Origin of the sequence: Microbacterium sp. BK668, assembly GCF_004362195.1 — a bacterium.
GTDB lineage: Bacteria > Actinomycetota > Actinomycetes > Actinomycetales > Microbacteriaceae > Microbacterium.
In genome coordinates this window covers 2,250,785-2,273,738 of sequence record NZ_SNWG01000001.1, presented here as the reverse complement: position 1 = coordinate 2,273,738, position 22,954 = coordinate 2,250,785, and the positions used below count along the sequence as shown (strand labels likewise).

Sequence of the window (22,954 nt, the reverse complement as noted above, 5' to 3'; positions counted from 1 at the left end):
GTGCCGGGACTGTATCTCCTCGCGATCCTCCTCTCGCTCGCGGGCATCGTGATCATCGACCTGCGCTGGCGCCTCGCCCTGCCTGTCGCCGCCGGCCGCACGCTCGCCGCCGTCGGGATCGGCACCGTCTTCTTCCTGGCGTGGGACGCCGTGGGCATCGCGAACGGCATCTTCCTCAAGGGCGACAGCCCGCTGTACGTGGGATTCGACTTCGCCCCCGAGCTCCCGCTGGAGGAGCCGGTCTTCCTGATCTTCCTGTGCTACCTCGCCCTCGTCACGTGGGCGGGCGCGATGCGCCTGCTCGCCCGGGGCCGGCGGGGATCGGCTTCGGAGGCGTCGGCCGGGTCCGCCGTGAAGCCGGGACGGAGCGACCAGACGTGATCACCTACCCGATGATCGTCGTGCCGTTCATCCTCCTCACGATCGTCGTCACCCTCTCGACGCTCCGGCGGCCGCACTTCGGGCGACGGATGCTGGCCTCTGCCATCGCCGCGGTCGTGCTGCTCGCGCTCACCGCCGTCTTCGACAACCTGATGATCGGCTCAGGGCTGATCGAGTACCCCGAGGATCAGCTCAGCGGCGTGCGGATCGGCATCGCCCCCATCGAGGACTTCTCCTACTCGCTGTGCGCGGCGTTCCTGATCCCGGCGGTGTACACGCTGCTCACGCCGAGGAGGACCGCGTGAGCTCGACGGAGCATCTGCCGGTGCGTCGCGTCGTGCGGGACCTCTTCGTCTCGTCGCGCCCGGTCAGCTGGATCAACACCGCGTTTCCTTTCGCCGCCGCCTACCTCCTCACCACCCGGCAGGTCGACGCCGTCTTCGTCATCGGCACGCTGTTCTTCCTGGTGCCGTACAACCTCGCGATGTACGGCATCAACGACGTCTTCGACTACGAGTCGGATCTGCGCAACCCGCGCAAGGGCGGCGCGCACGGAGCGGTGCTCGACCGCCGCATGCACGGCATCACGCTGTGGGCCGCCGGTCTGTCCTGCCTTCCCTTCGTCGTCTTCCTCGTGATCGCGGGCTCACCGCTGTCCTGGCTGGTGCTGGCGCTGAGCCTGTTCTTCGTGGTCTTCTACAGCGCCCCGCCGCTGCGGCTGAAGGAACGGCCGTTCGCGGACTCCGTGACCAGCAGCATCCACTTCTTCTCCCCCGCCGTCTACGGTCTTGTCCTCGCCGGAGCGGTGTGGACGTGGCAGCTTGCCGCGGTCATCCTCGCCTTCGCGCTGTGGGGCGTCGCCTCGCACGCCTTCGGCGCCGTGCAGGATGTCATCGCCGACCGGGAGGCGGGCATCTCGTCGATCGCCACGGCGCGGGGAGCGCGGTGGACGGTGTGGTTCGCCCTTGCCTGCTACGCCGGGGCGGGGGTCGTCATGCTCGCGAGCGCGTGGCCCGGGCCGCTCGCGGCGATCCTCGCACTGCCGTACCTCGCGGCCGTCTGGCCCTACCGCGGCGTGACCGACGAGACCGCCGAGACGGCGACGCGCGGCTGGGATCGCTTCCTGTGGATCAATCAGATCGCGGGCTTCGGCGTGACCCTGCTGCTGATCTGGTACTGGGTCCTGACGGGCTGAGGCCGAGCGGTCGCCCGCCCGGCCCCGGCCGCGCAGGCGAGGCGCTCAGCCGCCCAGTTCGATGAGCCTCTCGACGGCCGCGGTCAGCCGGGCGTCGGCTTCTCCGTACGCCGCCCAGTCTCCGGCAGTGAGCGCGGTCTGACGATCGATCATCGCCTGCTGCGCTTCCTGCAGGGCCGCTTCGTACGCGTCGGCGGGCGCCGACGGAGACGGCTGCGGGGCCGGCTCGGTCGGGGTGGGCGCGGGCGTCGGCGCGGTCTCCGGCTCGGTGGGCGCGGGCGTCGGAGCCACCTCGTTGTCGCCCGCCTCGGCGCCGGAGTCGCCGCCGAACAGCGCGTCGAGCGCCTCGTTGAGGGTGTCCTCGAAGGCCACCTGGTTGCCGAACGACACCAGCACCTTCTGCAGAGTCGGCAGCTTCGTGGCGCCCGACGACTGGACGAACACCGGCTGGACGTACAGGAGGCCGCCTCCGACCGGGAGCGTCAGGAGGTTGCCGTTGAGGACGTCGGACTGGCCCTGCCTCAGGATGTTGATGAAGGCGGAGACCTGCGGATCGGCGTCGAAGGTGTTCTGCACCTGGCCGGGACCGGGCACGCTCGTGTCGGCGTCGATCACCAGCATCCTGAGCTTGCCGTAGTCCTCCGCCCTGACGCCCTCTTCGTTGCCGGCGTTGGAGTCGACCGCGAGGTAGCCCATGAGGACGTTCCGCGTGTTCTCACCGCCCGGGATGAAGCTCGTGAACATCGAGTACGACGGCGCCTCCTGACCCGGCATCTGCATCGTCAGGTAGTACGGCGGCTGGAGCTGGTTCTGGTTCTGCGGGTCGTTGGGCGTGGTCCAGGCGTTGTCGCGCTGATAGAACGACTGCGCGTCGTCGACGTGGTACACCCCGAGCATGGCGCGCTGGGCCTTGAAGAGGTCGGTCGGGTAGCGCACGTGACTCATCAGGTCGGCCGACATGGACGAGATCGGCTTCAGCGTCGACGGGTAGACCTTCTGCCACGTCTGGAGGATCGGGTCCTCCACATCCCACGCGTAGAGCGTGACGGAGCCGTCGTACGCGTCGACGGTCGCCTTCACCGAGTTGCGGATGTAGTTGACATTGTCGAGGGCCACGCGCGGGGCCTCGTTGTTCGCGTCCGCGATCGCCTGCGACAGGCTCACGAGCGTGGAGTACGGGTAGTCGTCACTGGTCGTGTAGCCGTCGATGATCCAGACGATCCGGCCGTCGACGATGCTGGGGTACGGGTCGCTGTCGAGCTCCAGGTAGGGCGCCGCCTTCTGCACGCGCTGACGCGGGTCGCGGTCGTACAGGATCTGCGAGTCCTCGTTGAGGTAGTCGGAGAAGAGGATCTGCTCGGACTGGAACTTCAGGGCGTAGATGAGCCGATTGAAGACGTTGCCGACGCTCGGGCCGCCGTCGCCCTCGAACGTCGTCTTGGTCTCGGTCGCGCCGTCCTCGCCCGCGGGGTAGTCGAGCTCGATCGGCGCCGTGCCCGCGGGTGCGCCCACGATCGAGTACGCGGGCGAGTCCTCGCCGAAGTAGACGCGCGGCTCGAAGTCCTCCTGGTCGGTCAGGATGCCCGAGACCGGGATGCCGCGCTCGATGAACACGGGATTGCCGTCGGTCGTACGGTCGTTGCCCTTGGCCGCGACGATCCCGTAGCCGTGGGTGTAGACGAGGGTGGAGTTCTGCCAGGATGCCGCGTTCCCGAGCTGCGAGACATCGAGCTCGCGCACCGACACCACGGTGTCCTGCGAGACGCCGTCGATCTCGTAGCGGTCGACGTCGAGCGGGTCGGCGAACTGGTAGTACGAGCGGAACTGCTCGAGCTGGCGGATCGTGGGGCTGATGATCGCCGGGTCCATGATGCGGATCTGCGCGGTCGTGGCCGCGTCGGCACGCAGCTGACCGGGCTCGGCGTCCGTCGTGGCGGTGTAGTCGCTCTTGTCGAGGCCCGCGATCCCGTAGGCCTCCTTCGTCATGTCGATGTTGCGCTGGTAGAACTCGCCCTCGAGCGCGAGCTGGTTGGGGCGCACCTGGAAGGTGTTGAGCACCCACGGGTAGCCGACGCCGAGCACGATCGCCGAGACGATGAGGAGCGCCGTCGCGATGAGCGGGTAGCGCCACCGGCCGATGACGGCGGTCACGAAGAAGAGGATCGCGACGAGGATGGCGACGATCGACAGGATCGTGAGGCCGGGGATGATGGCGTGGGTGCCGACGTAGCCCGGTCCGACGATGCGATCGCCCGGCTCGACGAGCGTCTTGTAGCGGTCGAGCCAGAGGCTGGCTCCCTGCACGAGCAGGTAGAGACCGGCGAGGACGGCGAGCTGGATGCGTGCCGCCTTGGAGATGCGCAGCTCGCGCTGCCCGACGCGTACCGACCCGTAGAGGTAGGACACGAGGCCTGTCACGAGGAGGCACACGAGCAGGACCGCCGAGAGGAAGCCGAGCAGCGAGCTGTAGAAGGGCATCGCGAAGAGGTAGAAGCCGGTGTCGAGGCCGAACTGCGGATCGGTCATGGCCGTCTGCACGCCGTTGATCCACATCCACGTCGTCTCCCACTGGGCGGAGGCGGCGAAGCCGGCGAAGAACCCGAAGAAGACCGGGATGCCCCACATCGCCAGGCGGCGCAGCGGCTCGACGACCTCCTGGTAGCGGTCCAGCTGCGAGCTCAGGCGCGCGTACACGGGACGCAGGCGATACGCCAGCTGGATGGCGAGCCAGACCGGCACGGCCATGCCGAGGAATCCGACGACGAACATCGCCAGTCGCGCGAGCCATTGGGTGATCAGCACGCTCTGGAACCCGAGCTGCTCGTACCACAGCCAGTCTGCGTAGAGGTTCGCGAAGATGAAGAACGCCACCACGAGGGCGGCGATGATCGCGAGGGTTATGGCGATGATCCGCCGGGTTCGGGAGGGCGTGGCCTGATTCGGCGCTGACGTCGTGGTCACCGTCTCATCCTAGGCGGGCCGTTCTGGGCGAATGCCGAGTCCGCGCTCGGCGAACTCCCTGAGGACCGCTCACCCCGCGGTGCACGTCGGGAGGGCATCGAGGTCGGCCCCCTCGCGGACCGCCGACAGGGCGTCCAGCGCGTCGTCGAGGGTCTCGACCGCGAAGACGCGCAGCCCGGACGGGATGTGCCCCACGACCTCATCGCAGTTCGCCTCGGGCGCGAGGAAGTAGTCCGCTCCCGCTCCATCGGCGCCCCACAGCTTCTGCCGGATGCCGCCGATGGGGCCGACGGTGCCGTCGGCGGTGATCGTGCCCGTCCCGGCGACCTTCTGGCCGCCGTTGAGCTCCCCGGGCGTGAGCGTGTCGATGATTCCGAGGGCGAACATCATGCCGGCGCTCGGACCGCCCACGTTGTTCAGCTGGATCGCCACGTCGATCGGGAACTCATAGTCGTTGAGGAGCGTGATTCCGAGGAGCCACAGCGTCTCCCCGTCGATCTCCGCCTCGCGGGGGGTGACGCTCACGTTCATCGCGCCGCCGTCCCGGTCGATCGTGAGGGTCACGGGCGCGCCGTCGCCGGCGTTGACGATGTCCCGCAGCTGTTCCCCGGAGGCGACGTCGGTCCCATCGGCCGCCAGGATGACGTCGCCCTCCTGCAGCACCTCCGCGGCCGCGGAGTCCTCGGTGAACGAGTGGACGGTCAGCCGGGGCACGACGTCGTATCCGAGCTCGCTCAGGGCCGCGGCCGTCGCCTCCTTCTGGGAGTCGATCATCATCGCCGAGCTCTCGGCGTTGCGCTCCTCGCTCGTCTGGTTCGCCGGGAACACGGCATCCAGGGGCAGGACGGCCTTCGTCGGATCGAACCACGCGGTCGCGAGCTCGACCCAGTTGGGCGTGCGCTCGCGGTTGCCGACGACCTGGACGGTCAGGAGGTCCAGCGCTCCGGACGTCGGGTACGTCTCGGCGCCCTCCACGGAGATGAGCGGCACGTCCTCGCCGTCGGCGGACGTCGCCGTGCCGAGCGTGTTGTACACGGGGCCGGGTCGCTGGATGACGTAGGCCGTGGGCAGGAGGGTCAGGACGAGCAGCACCACCATCGCGACCGCGAGAGCCCACACGCCGGCCAGAGCGCTGCGGCTCATGCGCCGCCGAGGGGCAGGCGCGAGGGGACCGTTCTCTTCGGGCAGAGCCACGTTGGACCTTTCTCACCGGTGGATTCGCGTGTCGTTCGCGACCGGCGTACAGCGTGAAGGTCCGGGCCGGGGAGCGCGAGGATGCGTGCGACTAGCGTAGAGCGCAAGCTCATCACCCGGCTGAAAGGCGGCTGAAGTGGCAGACGACGATCGCAGCCCCGAAGAGGAGTTCCAGGAGCTGATCCGTCAGCTGTTCGGCGGAGGTGCCGACGGCATCGACCCCGAGCAGCTCTCGCGCCTCACGGGCATGGGGATCGACCCCGCGATGATGCAGACGATCATGCGGAATCTCCAGGGCGCCTTCGAGGGCGACGGCGAGATCTCGTGGGATCTCGCCCAGCGCCAGGCGCTGCACATCGCCAATCAGGACGGTCTCGGCGTGACGGCAGGTCAGCGGACCGACCTCGACCAGGCCTTCGCGCTGGCGACGCTCTGGCTGAGCGAGGCGACGACGATCTCCGAGCTGGCGACGTCCCCGCGGGCTCTCACGCGGGGCGGCTGGGTCGAGGCCACCCTCCCGGTATGGCAGGAGCTCGCCGAACCGGTCGCCACGAGCATCGCCGACGCCCTCACCACAGCGCTCCGCGACCAGGCCCCTGACGACATGCAGAGCCTCGTGCAGGGTGCCGGCCGTCTCATGCGCACCGTCGGCGGATCGCTGTTCGCGACGCAGCTGGGTCAGGTCGTCGGCCGGCTCTCGCTGGAGGTGGTCAGCGGCGGCGATGTCGGCATCCCCCTGCTCCCCGCCGGCGAGGCGGCGATCCTCCCGCAGAACTTCGCCGATTTCGGACGCGACCTCGAGATCCCCGAGGACCAGCTCGCGCTCTACATCGCCACCCGCGAGCTCGCCCATGCGCGTCTGTTCCGCCACGCGCGCTGGCTGCGACTGCATGTCATCTCCCAGATCACCGAGTTCGCTCGGGGCATCCATGTCGACACCGAGGCCCTCGAGGAGCTCGCGTCGCGCTTCGATCCGTCGCAGCCCGAGGAGCTGCGCAGCGCCCTCGAGAGCGGCGCGCTGCTGCCCGCCCGTTCCGAAGCGCAGACGGCGGCGCTGACGAGGCTCGAGAACCTCCTCGCCACGATCGAGGGCTGGGTCGACGTCGTCACGGCTTCCGCCACCGGCCGCCTTCCCTCCGCGGAGCGCATCGCCGAGGCCGTCCGTCGCCGCCGGGCCGTGGGCGGACCCGCCGAGCAGGCCCTCGGCTCGCTGGTCGGACTGGAGCTGCGGCCGCGGCGCATGCGCGAGGCCGCGGCGATGTGGCGGGCGGTGACGGATGCCGTGGGCGTGGGCGCCCGCGACGCTCTGTGGGACTACCCCGACCTCATGCCGACCTCGGAGGACATCGACGACCCGTCGGGTCTCGTCGCACGGCTGCAGGCGCGGGCTCGCGGCGAGGAGCCGGCGCGCGACGCGTTCGACGACGCACTGGAGCTGCTGCTCGCGGGCGATCAGGACGGCGGGGGGTCCGACCGCTCCGGGCCCGAGAGCACGCCGGACGACGAACGCCCCGTCTGACTCCTCTCCTCCCCAGCCGGCCAGAGGGGCGCCGCCGCTGCCGGCCGGCTGTGGAAACGGGTCGCCAGCGATGTGCGCGCGCCGAAGATCGAAGGATGCTGCGTCTCGACCCCGCCCATCCCCCGCTGTGGCGGGATGCCTCGACCCTCCAGTTCGGTCTCGACGCCGTGGCCATCGTCGAGCACGTCGAGCCGTGGCAGGAACGCCTCGTCCACGAGCTCGAGCAGGGTGTCCCGCCCGCCGCGCTCGACGCCGTGGGGACGGCGCTAGGGGGACGGGCGGGCGAGGCCGAGCAGTTCGTCGAGCGGATCCGCCGCGCCCTGGCCACGCCTCGCCCGGCCGATCGGCGGGAGGTCGTGCTGCAGGTGGCCGACACCACCCCGCATGACGTCGTCGACAGCGTCGTGCGAGCGCTCTCGGCATCCGGAGTCTCGTCGTCGGTCGAGCCGTGGGCCGGCTCGCCGGCGGCCGAACCCGGCGCGGCCGCGCCGGTCATCCTCATCGCGCAGCATGTCGTCGTGCCGCGGCAGGCGGCCGTCGCGCTCGGCAGAGACCTCACGCACCTCCCCTTGGTGTTCGGAGGAGCGAGCGTCCAGGTGGGGCCGGTCGTGCGCCCCGGCCGGACGGCCTGCTTGGCCTGCGTGGCGGCACACCGCATCGACGCCGACCCGGCGTGGCCCCACCTCGCCGCCCAGCTGGTCGGGCGCAGAGCACCGGCGATCGACTCGGCGCTCGTGTGGGAGGCCGGACTGGCCGCCGCCCGACTGCTCAGCGACGCCGAGCGGCACCCTGAGCGGCGCTCGTCGAAGTCGGTGACGATCCACGCCGCGTCCGGGGCTCGGACGACGCGGACCCATCGACCGCACGCAGCGTGCCGGTGCCGATCTCTCTCAGGAATCGCGATGGCGCCCGTCCACGAAGTCCCGGCGACCATGACAGCGAGAGCGTACGCGCGGCCCGCGTGATGCCGACATAGGCGAGCCGCCGCTCCTCCTCGATCTGCTCGAACGTGGTCGCGTAGCCGATCGGCAGCAGACCCTCCGCCAGGCCGACCAGGTGGACGTGATCCCACTCGAGACCCTTCGCGGCGTGCAGCGTCGCCAGGGTCACCGTGCGGAGGGCCGGCTCGTCCTGCGCCTTAGCGCGCGCGAGCAGGTCGTCGGTGAATCCGCGCAGAGTGGTCCCGTCCGGCGCCTCCTCGGCGAGCCGCAGGAGGGCGGCGCGCGCCTCCCAGGCGTCCCGCAGCGCACCGCCCGCCTGCGGCGGCTCGCCCGTCAGGCCGAGGGAGCGCAGGACGTCGCGGACGCTCTGGAGGAAGTCATCGTCCTGCGGAGCGACGGCCGCGCCACGCAGGGCCATCACCGCCTGGCGCACCTCGGGGATGTCGAAGAACCGCCGGCCGCCCAGCACGCTCGTCGGGATGCCGGCGTCGGCGAGGGCCTTGACGATCTCCGCCGACTGGGCGTGAGCGCGGTAGAGCACGGCGATCTGCCGAGGATCCGCGCCGGCATCGAGGAGACGCCGGATGCGGTCGGCCACACCGCGGGCCTCGGCCACGTCGTCCTCGTAGGCGGCGACGGTGGGCGGCTCGGCGGCGGGCGGGAGGTCGTCCCGCGCCGGCGCGAGGACGAGCGCTCCGGGCCGATCCCGCATGAGGGCGTTCGCGACGGCGAGGATCGCGCCCTCAGACCGGTGGTTCCGCTCCAGCCGCACGACCTTCGCGCCCTCGTAGCGGGACTCGAAGTCGAGCAGGAACCGCGCGTCCGCCCCCGCGAACGAATAGATCGTCTGGCTCGCGTCCCCGACGACGCACAGGTCTCGCCGGTCTCCGAGCCATAGTTCGAGGAGCCGGTGCTGCAGCGGCGATACGTCCTGGAACTCATCGACGGTGAAGTGGCGGTACTGCTCGCGCACGGCCATCACGACCTGCGGCTCCGCTTCCAGCATCCCGCAGCAGGCCAGGAGCACGTCCTCGAAGTCCAGCTGCCGGCGCGCGTCCTTGAGCTTCTCGTAGGCGCGCTGCAGGTCCGCCACCCGGCCCGCCTCGAGCCGCCCGACCCCCTGAGGACGAGCCGCGGCGTACGCGTCGATGCTGCGCAGGGTGACCTTCCTCCACTCGATCCCGCTCGCGACGTCCCGCAGCGTCGCCACGTCGGGCTCGATCCCGAGGGAGTCGGCGGCGTGCGCCAGCAGCCGCACCTTGTTGTCGACGATCGACGGCATGGTGTCGCCGGTGAGCGTCGGCCAGAAGAAGTTGAGCTGGGCGAGCGCGGCCGCGTGGAAGGTGCGCGCCGCGACGCCCGGGATGCCGAGCGCCCGCAGGCGCCCGCGCATCTCGCCGGCCGCCTTCGCCGTGAACGTGACGGCCATGACGCGGTTCGGGGAGTACGCGCCGGAGTCCACCCCGTGGGCGATGCGGTGCGTGATGACGCGGGTCTTCCCCGTGCCGGCGCCGGCGAGGACGGCGACGGGTCCGCGCAGCGTCGTGGCCGCCTCGCGCTGCCGTTCGTCCAGCGCCTCGAGGACCGGATCGTTCACGACGCTCCCGCGTGCCAGCCGGAGATCAGCCGATGCGCGATCGACGCGCGTCCGGGCAGGAGCAGGTCGCTCTCCCCCGCGAGCGCAGCGCCGATCTCGTCGCGCGTGAACCAGCGGACCTCGACGATCTCCTCGCCGTCCGCCTCGGCCCGGGCGTCGTCGATCGCCGTCGCGAGGAAGCCCACCATGAGGGAGCGCGGGTACGGCCACGCCTGCGAACCCCGATAGCGGAGATCGTGCACGACCACCCCCGACTCCTCCTCCACTTCGCGCACGACGGCGGATTCGAGGGACTCCCCCGCCTCGGCGAAGCCCGCGAAGCACGAGTAGCGGTTCGGACCCCACAGCGCGTTCGATCCCAGCAGCAGGGCGTCGGGATCCTGCGCACTCGTGATGGCGACGATGACGGCCGGATCGGTGCGGGGGAAGTGCTCGCGACCGCAGGAGGGGCACCGGCGAGACCACCCCGCACTCCGCACCTCGGTGCGGGTTCCGCACGCGGGGCAGTACGGCGCGTCCAGCAGCCAGCGCCCGAGACTCAGCGCCTCGACGAAGAGCCCGCCCTGGGACGCGGGGAGGTCGCCGCCCACGAGCCGCAGACCGCCCCACCCGCCGGGGGCGTCGAAGGGCGCTTCGGCCTCCCGCGGGAACGAGGCGGAGAGGATCGCGCGACCGGCGGCGTCGCGCCCGAGGAACGCCCATTCGCCGCCGGTCGGCACCTCGGCCGGCGACACGAAGTGGAGCGACGGATGCTTCCCCTCCGCGGCGTCCGACGAGGTGAGCGGTGCGGCATCGCCGTGGAGGACGAGCACGTGGGACGCGGCATCCGCCCGCAGCCCCTCGAGCAGGCCCCCCGTCGAGCGCTCCTCGGCGGCACGATCGATGCCGGAGTCCGCAAGAGCGGGGAAGGAGCCGGCGGGCGTCGTCATGCAGCACTTCCTGCGTCGTCGGGAGCCGCGTGCGGCGGTCGTCGGCGGGCTCGGCGTGCCAGGGCGTGGCGTGGGGGCTGCACGGCGCGGCCCGACCTACCCTGGGCGCATGGCACGCTCTCCCCTCACTCTAGCCGCGTCCGTGACGTCGGCTCTGCCCCGGGTCGGCGTCGTCGGGGCGGGCGCCCTGACCGAGGGCGCCGCGGGTCGCTTCGACTCCGCGCTGGCGCAGCTCGACGACGGACGCAAGGTGGTCGTGCGCGCCCCGGCCGACTCCGAGGCCGCCGGCGAGCTCGCTGCCGAGGTGCGGGCGCTGCGCGCACTGACCCCGGGCGTGCGCGGGCTGCTGCCGTTCCGAGCGCCGGAGCTCCTGGGCGAGGCAGGCCTCGGCGATGCCCGCGTGGTGGTCGTCGACTTCCTTCCGGGCTACCGCGTCGATGCCGGTCATCTGCCGCCTGGCCGCGGCGCCGCGACTTCCGTCGGCGAGGCGCTCGCCTCGCTGCACGCCCTGCCGCTGTCCATCGTCCGCACCGAGGGCCTTCCCGTGCGCACTCCTCACCAGATCCGGGACGACGCGCGCCGCCTCGCCGACCGCGCTCGCTCGACGCACGCCGCCCCGGCCGTCCTCCTCGAGCGCTGGACCCGCGCGCTTGAGTCCGATCGGCTCTGGCGCTTCGAGTCGGCCGTCGTGCTCGGCGGGGCGGGCGCGGCATCCTTCCTCTTCGAAGACGTCGACGGCGTACCCCACGTCACGGGTCTGCTGGAGTGGCACGGCCTGCAGGTCGGCGACCCGGCGACGGACCTGCAGTGGCTCGCGTCGGCGCCGGCGGCAGCCGACGACGTCTACCGTTCGTATGCCGCGGCGACCCGCCGGGCTCCCGACGCGCTCGTGCGCGAGCGGGCGCGGCTCTACGCCGAGCTCGAGTTCGCGAAGTGGCTCGTGCACGGCCACGAGGCCGGTCGTGACGACATCGTGGCCGATGCCGTGGGCCTCCTCGATGCGCTCGCCGACGGGGTGCGCGGCGACGATCTCGTCCCCGACGACGACACCGACGTCGACGCCGCGATCGCGCTGCTCGGGCGCGCACCGGAGTCGGCGCCGGCGGTCGACACCTCGATGCAGACCGATGCGTACGATCCCGAGGAGCTGTCGCTCTGGCTCCCGACCGACGGGACGGACGAGACCGCGGATGCGGCCGCCGACATCCGGGTCGAGCTCGCGCCGGACTCGGAGCCGGACTCGGAGCCGATTCGCGAGCCGGTGCGCGGCGGGGCCGCCTCCGCTGCCACGTCCTATGAAGACGTGTCGACTGCGCCGATCGAGCTGTCGCTCGCTCCGTCGCTGGTGGAATCCGAGGTCGACGAGGAGGTCGAAGCCGAGCGCGCGTCTCGCGCGGCGTTCCAGCGCTGGACGAGCTCCTCCTCGGAGTAGACACGGTCGGACCGGATCACGAGGTCGGCGCCGACGTAGTAGAGCGCGACGTCGATCTCGTCCAGAGGCACGCCGTGCCGCTTGTGGTAGGCGAGTCGATACAGCGCGAGCTGCAGCATCCTCGCGTCACGCTCCGCCGCCGACGTGGGCGGGCGACCGGTCTTCCAGTCGACGATCTCGATGCGCCCGCCGCGGTCGGGGCGTCGGTAGACGGCGTCGAGCTTGCAGATCACATGGCCCAGCTGCTCCGCGCCGGGCAGCGTGATGTCTATCTCGGTCTCGACCGCGATGGGCCGCAGCGGTCCCCACTCGGACGCCTCGAACGTCGCCTTCAGCTCGGCGAGCGCCTGCTCCTCCTCCATCGAGACTTCGGTCTCGGGAGCGTCGTCATCGAGCTCCCACAGCGCGTCGTCGAGTGATCCGCCGCCGCCCGCGAGCCCGGAGCGCTGCTCCACCCACGCGTGGAAGAGGGTCCCCCGCAGCGTCTGGCTGTACGGACGCTCCGGGATCGGCCGGGCGATCGACCGCACCGTCCCGCCGTAGTCGCCGACGAAGTCCTTGAACCGTGAGGCGCCGATACGAGCGGGCGCATGCGCCGGCTGGCCGCGCCGACGACGCTCCGCCTCCCTGAGAAGCGGCTCGAGCACATCGTCGGGACGGGGTGTGCTGTGTGCGGCGGCTCTCACGTCGCTCGCCGCACGCTCCACGGCCGCGCGGCGATCCCCCAGGGGATCGAGGGGCCAACTCAAGACGCGGCCGCCCTGCTCGAGGTAGGGGTTGTCCCCCGGATCCTCCACGTCGATCTCGTCGCGCGAAAGGGCGCGGAGCATGTCCTGGAGGTAGCGGCTGGGCTTGCGCGCCGACTGCTGTCCCGCCCAGTGCGCGCCGGTCAGCAGCAGGTCGGTCCGTGCGCGGGTGACGGCGACGTAGGCGAGGCGGCGCTCCTCGCGCTCCTGGTGGTGACGATCGGCCTCGCGGAAGTCCTCGATCGCGGGAGCGAGATCGGCGTCGTCATCGGCGTGCGTCCACGCCAGGCGCGGCAGGGCGGCGCGGTCGCCGCGCAGCTCGTAGGGCAGGACGCCGAATCCGAGCCATCCCGCGACCGTCCGCGGAGCCTTCGGCAGCTCCTGCTCGACGAGCCGGACGACGGCGACGGCATCCCACTCCAGGCCCTTCGCTCCATGGATCGTCAGCAGTTGCACGACACCCGGCTCCGGGGGCTCGGGACGCGGCATGAGCTCGTCGGTCTCTTCGGCATGGTCGAGCCAGGCGAGGAGACTCCCGATCGACCCACGGTCGTCGGCGAGGAGGAATGCGCGCACCTCGTCGAGGAAGGTCCGCAGCCGCGACGATGCGATGCGGGCCGGTCCGCGCGTCTCATTCGCCGCCAGCTCGACGTCGAGCCGGAGTTCGAGCTCGATCATGCGGATGAGGTCGGGGATCGGCTGGCCGACGGCGCGGCGGAGACGTTCGAAGAGCTCCCCCGCCTCGCGCAGGCGCGCCCTCCCCTGCGGGGAGATCCCCGCGAGGAGGCGGTAGTCATCGGCCGAACGACGGACGAACTCGAGCGCGTCGATGATCGACACCTGCTCGTCGGCGCCCGCCGACCCGCGGACGCGCTGGGCGAGCTCGTCGTCGAACGGCGTGAGGGTGGCGTCCCGGCGCGACAGGGTCTCTGCCAGCGAGTGCAGGGCGGCGAGATCGGGCACGCCGATCTCGAATCTCGGCCCGGAGAGCAGGCGCAGCAGCGCCGATCCCTGGGACGGATCGTGCACGACGCGCAGCGCGGAGACGACGTCGACGACCTCGGGCGCCGACAGCAGTCCGCCGAGCCCGAGGATGCGGTTGGGAACCCCCGCGCGGTTCAGCGCGTCGGAGAAGAGCTGCATGTGCCGCTTCGTGCGGAACAGGACGGCGCCCGAGTGCGGTGCGGCGGTCCGCCCGGCATCCTCGGCGCGGACGCTCGCGAACCACTCGGCGACGTGCTGCGCCTCGACGTCGACCGATGCACCGAAGAAGTGCTCGACGCGTCCTCCGCCGGCGCCGGGTCGTGCCACCAGAGGATCGACGTCGACCGGCCCCGCCGCGGCGCCCGCGAGGATGGCGTTCGCCGCGTCGAGGATGCCGCGATCGTTGCGCCAGCTGATCATGAGACGGTGCGTGCTCGGGGTCGTCGTGCGGGCGAAGGCGCGAGGGAACGCCGTGAGATTGTCGGCAGATGCGCCCCGCCAGCCGTAGATCGACTGCTGGGGGTCGCCGACGGCCATTACGGGCGTGTCGTGGAAGATCGCGGCGAGCAGGTCGGTCTGGATGACGGAGGTGTCCTGGTACTCGTCGAGGAGCACCACGCGGTACTGATCGCGCAGCTCGGCCGCGACATCCGGAGCCGCCTCGACGATCTGCAGGGCGCCCGCGACCTGATCGGCGAAGTCGAGGGTGTCGTCGGCACGCTTACGAGCGGCGTAGTCGGCGAGGAGACCCGCGAGGACGGGGAGGGCACCGAGGTTCTTCCGCGCGTCGTCGACCCGCGTCTGCTCGACTTTGAGGCGGCAGCGGACGTCGGCGAGGCGGCTCGCCCACCGCTGCCCGAAGCCGGCGAGCTCCGCGAGGTCGACCCGGTTGTCGAGCACCTCGCCGGCGAGGCGATGGACCGCATCGACGACGCTCGAGAACGCCTCCTCGCGATCGGCGAGTCGCTCGTCCTGCGAGGCGATGACGACGCGCCGGGCGAGCAGCCACGAGCCGGACTGGCTGAGAAGCGCGGAGTCCGGATCGCGGCCGATCCGAGCGCCGTGCTCTCGGACGATGCCGTCGGCGAACGAGTTGTAGGTGGCGACCCGCGCCCGCTCGAGAAGCGCGTCGGCGGTGCTGCCGGGCCGTTCTCGGGTGCCGAACTCGACGGCCAAGCGGTCCAGCATGGCGCCGAAGGCAGCCTGACGGTCGCGGGGCGACGACAGCGCGTGAGACTCCCAGAACTGTGCGAGGTCGCCGCGCGCCTCGATCTCCTCCAGGTGCGGAAGGAGTCCGCGACGGTCGTACTCGCCGACCGTCGCGAGGCGGCGCTGGATGCGCTCGGCCAGCTCGCCAGCCGCCTTGCGCGTGAAGGTGAGGCCCAGCACCTCGTCGGCGCGCACGTGTCCGTTCGCGACGAGCCACACCACGCGGCCCGCCATCGTCTCGGTCTTGCCGCTCCCCGCTCCCGCGATGACGATCGCCGGCGCGGGCGGCGCCTCGATCACGGCGGCCTGATCGGGCGTCGGGCGCGGGAGCCCGAGCGCGACGGCGATGATGCCCGCCGGGATCGACCGGGGTCCCTCCCACGAAGGTGCGGCGCCGAACTCCTCGAGCTCGTCGACAGTCAGGGTCGTCGTCATGAAGCCGACACCGCCTTCACCGTGTGGAGCGCGCACACGCCGAAGCGGGAGGTCGCGCAGTGCGCGTCGATCGGCGCCTCGAACCGGTCCGAGGCCATGGCGTTCGCCGCCGTGGAGATCGCGTCGAGGAAGGCGGCGCGGGCCGCCGCGTCCATCGGCGCCTGCCTCGCGAGTCGGTAGTGCGGGGCCTTCTGCGTCGTCTTCGACAGCACGATGAGGCGCGCGCCGGCATTCACCGCCGCCTGGGCGCCGGGCACGAGCCCCTCCAGGTACGCGAGCTGATACGCGGCGAGCTGCGCATCGTCGAGGACCTTGTCGTCGCTGACGCGCGCCTCGGAGCGGCCCGTCTTGAGATCGACGATGACGACCCGTTCGGCTCCCGAAGCCGAGTCGTCCGCGGGGAGCGCCTCTCCGCGCCCGGCCGGATAGACCTCGACGCGATCGATCGAGCCGCTCAGGAGCGCCCATCGCCCGTCGCCCACGCGAACGCCGTCTTCGACGACCCGGACGGGCGGCACCTCGCCGGGACCGGCATCCATCCCCACCGCGATGCGGAACCGCGCCTCGGCGCCGATGATGCGGCCGTCGTGAGCGTGGAAGGCGTGCAGGTACCGGTTCAGGCGACCGATGAGGGTCTCTGCCCACGCCCGCTCCTTGCGCGAGAGCCACTCCGCCTCGAACTCGAGCTCTCCCCAGCGGCTGTCGACGACGGTCCGGAGCTCCTCCAGGTCGCCCGACGGCACCTCCTCCATGGCCGCGTGCAGGATCGTTCCGGCGCCCGCCGACCACGTGCGCGTGTCGCCCCCGAGCGCTCGGATCGCCCAGTCCAGACCGCAGTCGGTGAAGGTCTTGAGCTTGGACGGGGAGACCGGCACGGGCGCGCGCTCGGGATCGCGGAGCGGTCCGGTGATCGACGGCCCGGCGATGCCGAACCACTGGTCGGGCGCGGCACCCGGCACGCCCTCCCGGGAGAGCACCGCGAGCTGTCCGGCGGCATGCTCGCGAGCCGCCGCCGACGAGGTCGTCGTGAGCGTCCGCCGGTGCAGCGCGACGAGACCGCGAAGAGTGAGGGGATGCTGCGCCTCGGCCGCGTCGAAGCCGGCGTCGTCGGGGTCGGGCAGGAACGACAGGAGCGGGCTCGGGCCGCGGTCGTCGTCGTCGACCGCCGTGACGGCGAGCCGCGTCCGCGCACGCGAGAGGGCACGGACGAACAGCCGCAGCTCGTCGTGGAGCGCCTCGCGGCGCCGATCCACGGCCCCCGGCACGAGAGGGGCCTCGCGGCCGGCGCGCCACGCCGCGACGTCGTCGGCGAGGCGCCAGCCGCTCAGGGTGCCGCCTCGGGGGCGGAGGTTCGGCCAGACGCCGTCCTGCATGCCCGCGATGACGACGCCGTCGAACTCGGCGCCGAGCGCCGAGGCCGGAGTGAGGACGGAGACCGACTCCGTGCGGTCGGGCGCGGTGAGGATGTCTTCCGGCACGGCGCTGTCGAGGATGCGCCGGAGGAAGACGACGGGGCTCTCCCGCGGCGCCCGCTCGACGAAGCGCTTGGCGGCGTCGAACAGCGCGACGAGGGCGTCGAGCGCGCGGTTCGCCTCGGCGGAGAAGACCCCGGAGCCGCCGGCGATCTCCCTCCATACCGCGGCAAGTGGCCTGCCCGAGATGTCACGCGCGCGGTCCCAAACCGTCCACAGCAGCGCGTGGACGTCGGCGCCGCGTTCGGCGCTCGCGAAGACCTGGGTGAGCGTCATGGCGACCCGCTCGGCGGCCCGCGCCTCGGGTGAGTCGAGGGCTGCGAGCTCGAGCGGGTGCTCCATGGCCTCGCAGAGCAGGTCGCGCGCGACCCGCGTGCCGCCCTCGGCGAGTTCCGCATGACGCAGGCGCGCACGGAGTCGGCGGAGGCTCACGGCATCCAGCCCGCCGAACGGCGACAGCAACGCCGCCGTGAGACTCTCATAGGACCGGTCGGCGGGCGCGGCGATGCCGAGCAGCACGAACTCGACCAGATCGCGCACGACGGACTCGCCGCCGAGCGGCCGCGACAAGGCTCCGGCTCGCGTCGGAACTTCTCGCGCCGCGAGCTCGACCTCGAGATCGGCGACCTGGCGGGCGTCGTGCGCGATCACCGCCAGCCGGCTCCACGGCACGTCGTGCAGCACGTGCCACTCGCGCAGCAGCCGCGCGACCCGGTCGATCTCTTCGAACGGCGACGGCGCGACGATGCTGACGACCGACCCGTCGTCCGGCACCGGCGACCCCGGGGGCCGGCGATGGGCGACCGTACCCGATGCGCCGATCGCCTCGGTCACGCTGCGCGACAGCCGCGTGAGGGCCGGGCTCGTGCGATGGGGCTCCTCGAGCACCCACAGGGCGCCGAGCTCGTCGGCCACCTCCGCGAACAGGCTCGCACTGGCGCCGCGGAACGCCCCCGAGCCGATGTCGGGGTCACCGAGCGCCATGACCGCGATCCCGCGCCTGCGGAGCGCGCGGACGAGGCTCACGCCCCCGGGGGTGAGCTCCTGCGCATCGTCGATGAGCACGACCTTGAGACGCGCCGCGGGACCGAGGGTGCTCTCGCCCTCCTCGCCGAGCGGAGCGGCGGCGAGCAGCGCCGCGGCCTCGCGCACCAGCTCCGCGGGGTCGCGGTGAGCGGAGCGCATCGACGCCAGGACGTCGCGATACTCCCGCAGGAACGAGGCGGCCGACGCCCACGCCGGCCGGTCGTAGGCGCGGCCGACAGCCTCGAGCTCGTCGAGCGGGATGGCCCGCTCGCTGCACTCGGCCGAGAGCGCGCGCAGCTCGGCGCGGAACTGGCGCGAGGCGCGCAGCGCCGGTCCGAGGCCCTCGGGCCAGCGGTCGCGGCGACCGGCCGAGGCATCCTCTTCATCGCCCGCGAGCAGCTCGGCGATGATGCGGTCCTGATCGCCGGCGGTGAGCAGCTGCGGCGGCGCCCCATGGGCGGCCACCGCCGCGGCGCGGACCACCTGGAAGGCGAAGGACGCGACCGATCGGGCGAGCGGGCCCGGCGTGGCCAGATCGAGACCGGCGCCCAGCGTGTCGCGCAGGGCCGTCGCCGTCTGCCGGGTGGGCGTCAGGACGAGCACGTCGTCGGCGCTCAGGCCGAGCTCGCCGAGCAGCCGGCCGACGCGCGCGATGAGCGCGGTCGTCTTCCCGGTGCCCGGTGCGCCGACGACCGTCCCCGACGCCTCGGCGGGAAGCCCCACCACGACCCGCTGGGCGGCGTCGAGGCAGGGAGCGGGCTTCACACCAGCACGGTAACAAGAGCCGCCGACACCGGGCGGCGACCGCCACGGCGTGCCTCGGGACGGTTCGCGAGCCGTTCGCCGAGAGCGTGCGACACGCCGGCCGAGGCGGTGCGGGCCGTGTCGTAGAGTTGCCATGCGTCCCGCTCGGGCGCGCGCCCGAAGGCAGAAAGGCAGTCCCGTGGAGATCCGCATCGGCATCGCGAACACCGGCCGTGAGCTCAGCTTCGAGACGAACGAGGCCGCCGACGCCGTCAAGAAGTCGGTGGCGGAAGCGCTCGACTCGGCCGCGACGCACCTGACCTTCAACGACTCGAAGGGCAACTCCTACATCGTGCCCACCGCGGGGCTGGCCTACATCGAGTTCGGCCGCGAGGAGTCGCGGCGCGTCGGCTTCGTCGCCTGAGGCCCGCCGTGCAGATCATCCTCGCCTTCATCGTCGGCGCGGTCGTCGGCGTCGCCGTGCACTTCCTGGCCGGCGGCCGCGACACGCGTGGCGTCGTGCTCGCGCCCGTCATCGGGGCCCTGCTCGCAGGGCTCGTGTGGACGATCCTGACCTGGGCCGGCCTCGGCCTCGACAATGCGCTGCTGTGGCTCTCGCCCCTCGTCGTGTCGTGGCTGGCGTGGCCCGTCGTCGCCCTGCTCGCCCGCCGGCGTCGCGCTCACGACCTCGAGGAGCGCAAGCGCCTGCGGATCGCCTAGGCTGCGAGGCCCATCGCGTCCATGCGACGCGAATGCGCTGCCATGAGCTCGGTGAAGACGGGCTCGACCTTCTCCTCGTCGGCGATCCGCAGCGTCGTCGGACGCAGCGCCGCCCGGGCGATGAGGAGGGTGTCGCCCACGAGGCGCCGGCCCCACAGCGCCAGGAGCGACTTCCACTCGGCGTCGCTCTCGATCGTCTCGCCGATGATCTCGACGATCGCCTGCCGGTCGTTGTCGCCCCGCAGGATGCGCGCGACCCGGCGGCCGGTGTCGCCGTAGCTCGCCGAGAGCGCGAGATAGAAGTCGTCGAGCATCCCCGCGATGATGTGCACCGAGAGCATCGTCTCCTGGGGCCGCACGCCGTGCGTCTTCCGCCGGAAGTCGTCGAGCGGCTCTCGGAACGGGAGCATGAGAGCGGTCGGGTCGTCGCCGCGGTCGCGGATGAGCCGCACGAGCTCCTCGTGCTTCGTCAGCGCGGCACCGGCCGCGCGCGACAGGGCGTCCTTCTTCGCCAGCTCGGGCGTCAGCGCGATGAGCTCGCTGAGCGTCTCGAAGAAGCCGAGCTGCAGGTAGGCGGCCTGGCCGAGATAGGTGTCGATGTCGGGAGCGAGCTCTTCGAAGTCGACGCGCGTCGCCGTGCTCTGCTCGTCCCGCGAGCGCAGGCGGAGAGAGCGCGATTCCCGACGCGACCCGCCGCGCAACCAGTCGAACACGCACTACAGCCTAGGGCCGGAGGATGCCCCTCACGAGGCGGCGCGGAGCGGCGGCACGCCGCTCCGGTATCCTGGTCCGGTCCCCGGCGACGGATCGGGGCCCCCGCGCCTGCGGCTGAGTGAAGGGCGTGGATCCTCCTCAACAGGCGGTCATCTCACCGCCGGACAGGCTCATATCGTGACGACCTTCGCCGACCTCGGCGTCGATCAGGACATCGTCGACGCCCTCGCCTCCAAGGGCATCGTCGACGCGTTCCCCATCCAGGAGCAGACGATCCCACTCGGGATCCCGGGTCAGGACATCATCGGACAGGCCAAGACCGGAACGGGCAAGACGTTCGGCTTCGGCATCCCCGTCGTGCAGCGCCTGGGCCTCGACCCCGCGCCCGGCGTCAAGGCGCTCATCGTCGTGCCGACGCGCGAGCTGTGCGTTCAGGTCTACGAGGACATCGACATGCTGACGCAGAACCGCCCGACGAGCGTCGTCGCGATCTACGGCGGCAAGGCCTACGAGGGCCAGATCGAGCAGCTCAAGGCAGGGGCGCAGATCGTCGTCGGCACGCCCGGGCGCCTCATCGACCTCAACAACCAGCGCCTCCTCGACCTGTCGCAAGCGGCCGAGGTCGTGCTCGACGAGGCCGACAAGATGCTGGATCTGGGCTTCCTCCCCGACATCGAGAAGATCTTCCAGAAGGTCCCCGCGATCCGCCACACGCAGCTCTTCTCCGCGACGATGCCCGGACCGATCGTCGCCCTCGCACGGCGGTTCATGTCCAACCCCATCCACATCCGCGCGACCGACCCCGACGAGGGCCTCACGCAGGCCAACATCAAGCACCTCGTGTACCGGGCCCACTCCCTCGACAAGGACGAGGTCATCGCCCGCATCCTCCAGGCCGAGGGCCGGGGCAAGACCGTCATCTTCACGCGCACGAAGCGTGCGGCGCAGCGCCTCGTCGACGAGCTCGGAGACCGCGGATTCAACGCCGCCGCCGTCCACGGAGACATGAGCCAGGAGTCGCGGGAGCGGTCGATGGCCGCGTTCAAGGCCGGCAAGCGCGACGTGCTCATCGCGACCGACGTCGCGGCGCGCGGCATCGACGTCGACGATGTCACCCACGTCATCAACCACACCATCCCCGACGACGAGAAGACCTACCTCCACCGCGCCGGCCGCACGGGCCGTGCGGGCAAGACCGGCATCGCGGTGACCTTCGTCGACTGGGAGGACCTGCACAAGTGGGCCCTCATCAATCGCGCCCTCGAGTTCGGCCAGCCCGAGCCCGTCGAGACATACTCGTCGAGCCCGCACCTGTTCAGCGACCTCGACATCGCCGAGGGCACGAAGGGCCGCATCGCCACGGCGCCGAAGACGCAGGCCGTCAAGACGCAGCCGGCGGCCCGTGCCGCGGACGCGGCCGCCGAGGGCACGGGCGACGGCGGCACGACGCGTCGCCGCCGTCGTCGCTCGCGCGCCTCGAGCGGAGTCGGCTCGACCTTCGCCGAGGGCGTGCCGACCGACGGCCAGGGCGGCGGGACGGATGCCGCGGCATCCACCGACCGCACCGCCGAGGGCGCGGGCACCCACGACGGCCAGGGCAAGGAGCACCACGACGGCAACCCCGGCGCCGCGCGCCGGCGCCGTCGCCGGCGCCGCCCGAGCGCGCCGACGACGGGCGCCTGACCCGTTCGCGGTAGCCGCAGCAGCACGCGCAGCCGCACGAGATCAGGCCGCAGGTCCCGGATCAGGACGAGGCATCCGCTCTCGTCCTGATCTCATCACGTGGGCCTGATCTCATCGTCGCCTCCCCACCACGCTCACGTTCGCGGTGATCCCCATCCGGCCGACGTGCGCGCCCGGGCGCGGGATGGGAGGCTGATGCTTGCGGCATGGACAACACCAGCCCGTTTCATCGCCTGGCTGGAACGGGCGGGCGGAGCAGTGCACACGAGCGTCGCGCGGCGCGCCGGCTACGGGCCGGGGCTCATCGCGCGCGCGGTCGAGCAGGGTCTCGTGCAGAGGATCCGACGCTCCTGGATCGTCGGGATGGACGCGGACCACCCGACGATCGCCTCGCTGCGGGCCGGTGGGCGCATCACGTGCGTCTCCGCGCTCGCCCGCATCGGCATCTGGGTGCCGCCGGGCGCGTCGGCGGACCCTCGGGTCCACGTGGCGGTCGCGGGAAACGCATCGAGGTTCGATTCGGCGGGGCTTCGGGTGCACTGGGGTAAGGGGCCCGCGCCTATCGCGCTGCGGGCCGTGGTGGAGCATCCGCTCAACGTCCTCTTCCACGTCTCCGAATGCCTCGAGCTCACGCCGGCGTTGGCGGTCTGGGACTCCGCGGCGAACAAGAGCGTCGTCTCGGCCGCGGCGCTGGCAAGGGTCGAGTGGCGCGGCCGCCGAGCGCAGGAACTCGCTCGCGCGACCTCCGTGCTGTCCGACTCCGGACTCGAGACGCATGCCGCGGTCGGGTTCCGCGCGCTCGGCCTGGGCGTCCGTCAGCAGGTCTGGATCGGCGGACAGCCGGTTGATCTGCTCATCGGGGATCGACTCGTCGTGCAGGTCGACGGCGCTCATCATCTCGACAAGACCCAGCGAAGGCGAGACATCAGCCATGACGCCAAGCTCCGGCTCATGGGCTACACGGTGTTCAGATTCGACTACCAGCAGGTGCTGTTCGACTGGCCGCTCGTGGAGTCGACCGTCACAATGGCCGTCGCGCAAGGCCTCCATCGCAGCGACGGCCGGTGAGATC

15 protein-coding genes are annotated in these 22,954 nt (G+C 71.8%); 8 read left to right on the top strand and 7 right to left on the bottom strand.

Annotation, left to right across the window (positions count from 1 at the left end):
• Genes EV279_RS10080 through EV279_RS10070 form a run of 3 tightly spaced genes read left to right on the top strand, consistent with a single transcriptional unit; the run spans window position 1 to window position 1,576 of the window.
• Window positions 1–381, top strand: coding sequence for a lycopene cyclase domain-containing protein (locus EV279_RS10080; RefSeq protein ID WP_133543116.1), 381 nt, complete (start codon window positions 1–3; stop codon window positions 379–381).
• Complete coding sequence (locus tag EV279_RS10075; protein ID WP_347876856.1) at window positions 378–686, top strand: lycopene cyclase domain-containing protein; 309 nt, start codon at window positions 378–380, stop codon at window positions 684–686. Before EV279_RS10080 ends, EV279_RS10075 begins: the two co-directional genes overlap by 4 nt.
• Window positions 683–1,576 (top strand): prenyltransferase, encoded by an 894-nt coding sequence (locus tag EV279_RS10070; RefSeq protein ID WP_208109512.1) that lies wholly within the window; start codon window positions 683–685, stop codon window positions 1,574–1,576. Before EV279_RS10075 ends, EV279_RS10070 begins: the two co-directional genes overlap by 4 nt.
• A 45-nt stretch (window positions 1,577–1,621) precedes the next feature.
• On the opposite strand, the gene EV279_RS10065 is transcribed toward EV279_RS10070, so the two are convergent.
• Window positions 1,622–4,537, bottom strand: a complete 2,916-nt coding sequence (locus EV279_RS10065) for a UPF0182 family protein (protein WP_133543114.1) — start codon at window positions 4,535–4,537, stop codon at window positions 1,622–1,624.
• A gap of 69 nt (window positions 4,538–4,606) precedes the next feature.
• Complete coding sequence (locus EV279_RS10060) at window positions 4,607–5,731, bottom strand: S16 family serine protease (protein ID WP_133543112.1); 1,125 nt, start codon at window positions 5,729–5,731, stop codon at window positions 4,607–4,609.
• Between the two features lie 136 nt (window positions 5,732–5,867).
• Between EV279_RS10060 and EV279_RS10055 the strand changes: the two genes are divergently transcribed.
• Window positions 5,868–7,250, top strand: coding sequence for a zinc-dependent metalloprotease (locus EV279_RS10055; protein WP_133543111.1), 1,383 nt, complete (start codon window positions 5,868–5,870; stop codon window positions 7,248–7,250).
• A gap of 768 nt (window positions 7,251–8,018) precedes the next feature.
• Here EV279_RS10055 and EV279_RS10050 read toward each other — a convergent pair.
• The 4 genes from EV279_RS10050 to EV279_RS10040 form a co-directional block, all read right to left on the bottom strand.
• On the bottom strand, window positions 8,019–9,788 hold the full coding sequence (locus EV279_RS10050; RefSeq protein WP_243728522.1) for an ATP-dependent helicase: 1,770 nt from the start codon (window positions 9,786–9,788) through the stop codon (window positions 8,019–8,021).
• The gene (gene nudC, locus EV279_RS17050; protein ID WP_243728521.1) at window positions 9,785–10,717 is read right to left on the bottom strand and encodes an NAD(+) diphosphatase; all 933 of its coding nucleotides are present in this window, start codon (window positions 10,715–10,717) and stop codon (window positions 9,785–9,787) included. Before nudC ends, EV279_RS10050 begins: the two co-directional genes overlap by 4 nt.
• Before the next feature lie 1,293 nt (window positions 10,718–12,010).
• Window positions 12,011–15,523, bottom strand: coding sequence for an ATP-dependent DNA helicase (locus tag EV279_RS10045; protein ID WP_133543107.1), 3,513 nt, complete (start codon window positions 15,521–15,523; stop codon window positions 12,011–12,013).
• Window positions 15,520–18,786, bottom strand: coding sequence for a UrvD/REP family ATP-dependent DNA helicase (locus EV279_RS10040; protein ID WP_243728519.1), 3,267 nt, complete (start codon window positions 18,784–18,786; stop codon window positions 15,520–15,522). The genes EV279_RS10045 and EV279_RS10040 overlap by 4 nt, the downstream gene beginning before the upstream one ends.
• 178 nt (window positions 18,787–18,964) lie before the next feature.
• Between EV279_RS10040 and EV279_RS10035 the strand changes: the two genes are divergently transcribed.
• The gene (locus EV279_RS10035) at window positions 18,965–19,189 is read left to right on the top strand and encodes a DUF3107 domain-containing protein (protein ID WP_133543102.1); all 225 of its coding nucleotides are present in this window, start codon (window positions 18,965–18,967) and stop codon (window positions 19,187–19,189) included.
• Between the two features lie 8 nt (window positions 19,190–19,197).
• Window positions 19,198–19,485 carry a hypothetical protein gene (locus EV279_RS10030; RefSeq protein ID WP_133543100.1) on the top strand — a complete coding sequence of 96 codons (288 nt, stop codon included), beginning with the start codon at window positions 19,198–19,200 and terminating at the stop codon, window positions 19,483–19,485.
• Here the strand turns inward: EV279_RS10030 and EV279_RS10025 are convergent.
• Window positions 19,482–20,198: a ferritin-like fold-containing protein gene (locus EV279_RS10025; RefSeq protein WP_133543098.1), complete on the bottom strand. Its 717-nt coding sequence runs from the start codon at window positions 20,196–20,198 to the stop codon at window positions 19,482–19,484. The two genes, EV279_RS10030 and EV279_RS10025, sit on opposite strands and share 4 nt — an antisense overlap.
• Window positions 20,199–20,376: 178 nt before the next feature.
• On the opposite strand from EV279_RS10025, the gene EV279_RS10020 reads away from it, so the two are divergent.
• Window positions 20,377–21,882 carry a DEAD/DEAH box helicase gene (locus EV279_RS10020; RefSeq protein ID WP_133543096.1) on the top strand — a complete coding sequence of 502 codons (1,506 nt, stop codon included), beginning with the start codon at window positions 20,377–20,379 and terminating at the stop codon, window positions 21,880–21,882.
• 258 nt (window positions 21,883–22,140) lie between these two features.
• Complete coding sequence (locus EV279_RS10015; RefSeq protein ID WP_166644500.1) at window positions 22,141–22,950, top strand: DUF559 domain-containing protein; 810 nt, start codon at window positions 22,141–22,143, stop codon at window positions 22,948–22,950.
• The last annotated feature ends 4 nt before the right edge of the window (window positions 22,951–22,954 follow it).

Bases quoted from the DNA above. Each gene is read 5' to 3' on its own strand.
- EV279_RS10045 (WP_133543107.1), bottom strand. From the start codon at position 15,523: ATGACGACGACCCTGACTGTCGACGAGCTCGAGGAGTTCGGCGCCGCA.
- nudC (WP_243728521.1), bottom strand. From the start codon at position 10,717: ATGACGACGCCCGCCGGCTCCTTCCCCGCTCTTGCGGACTCCGGCATC.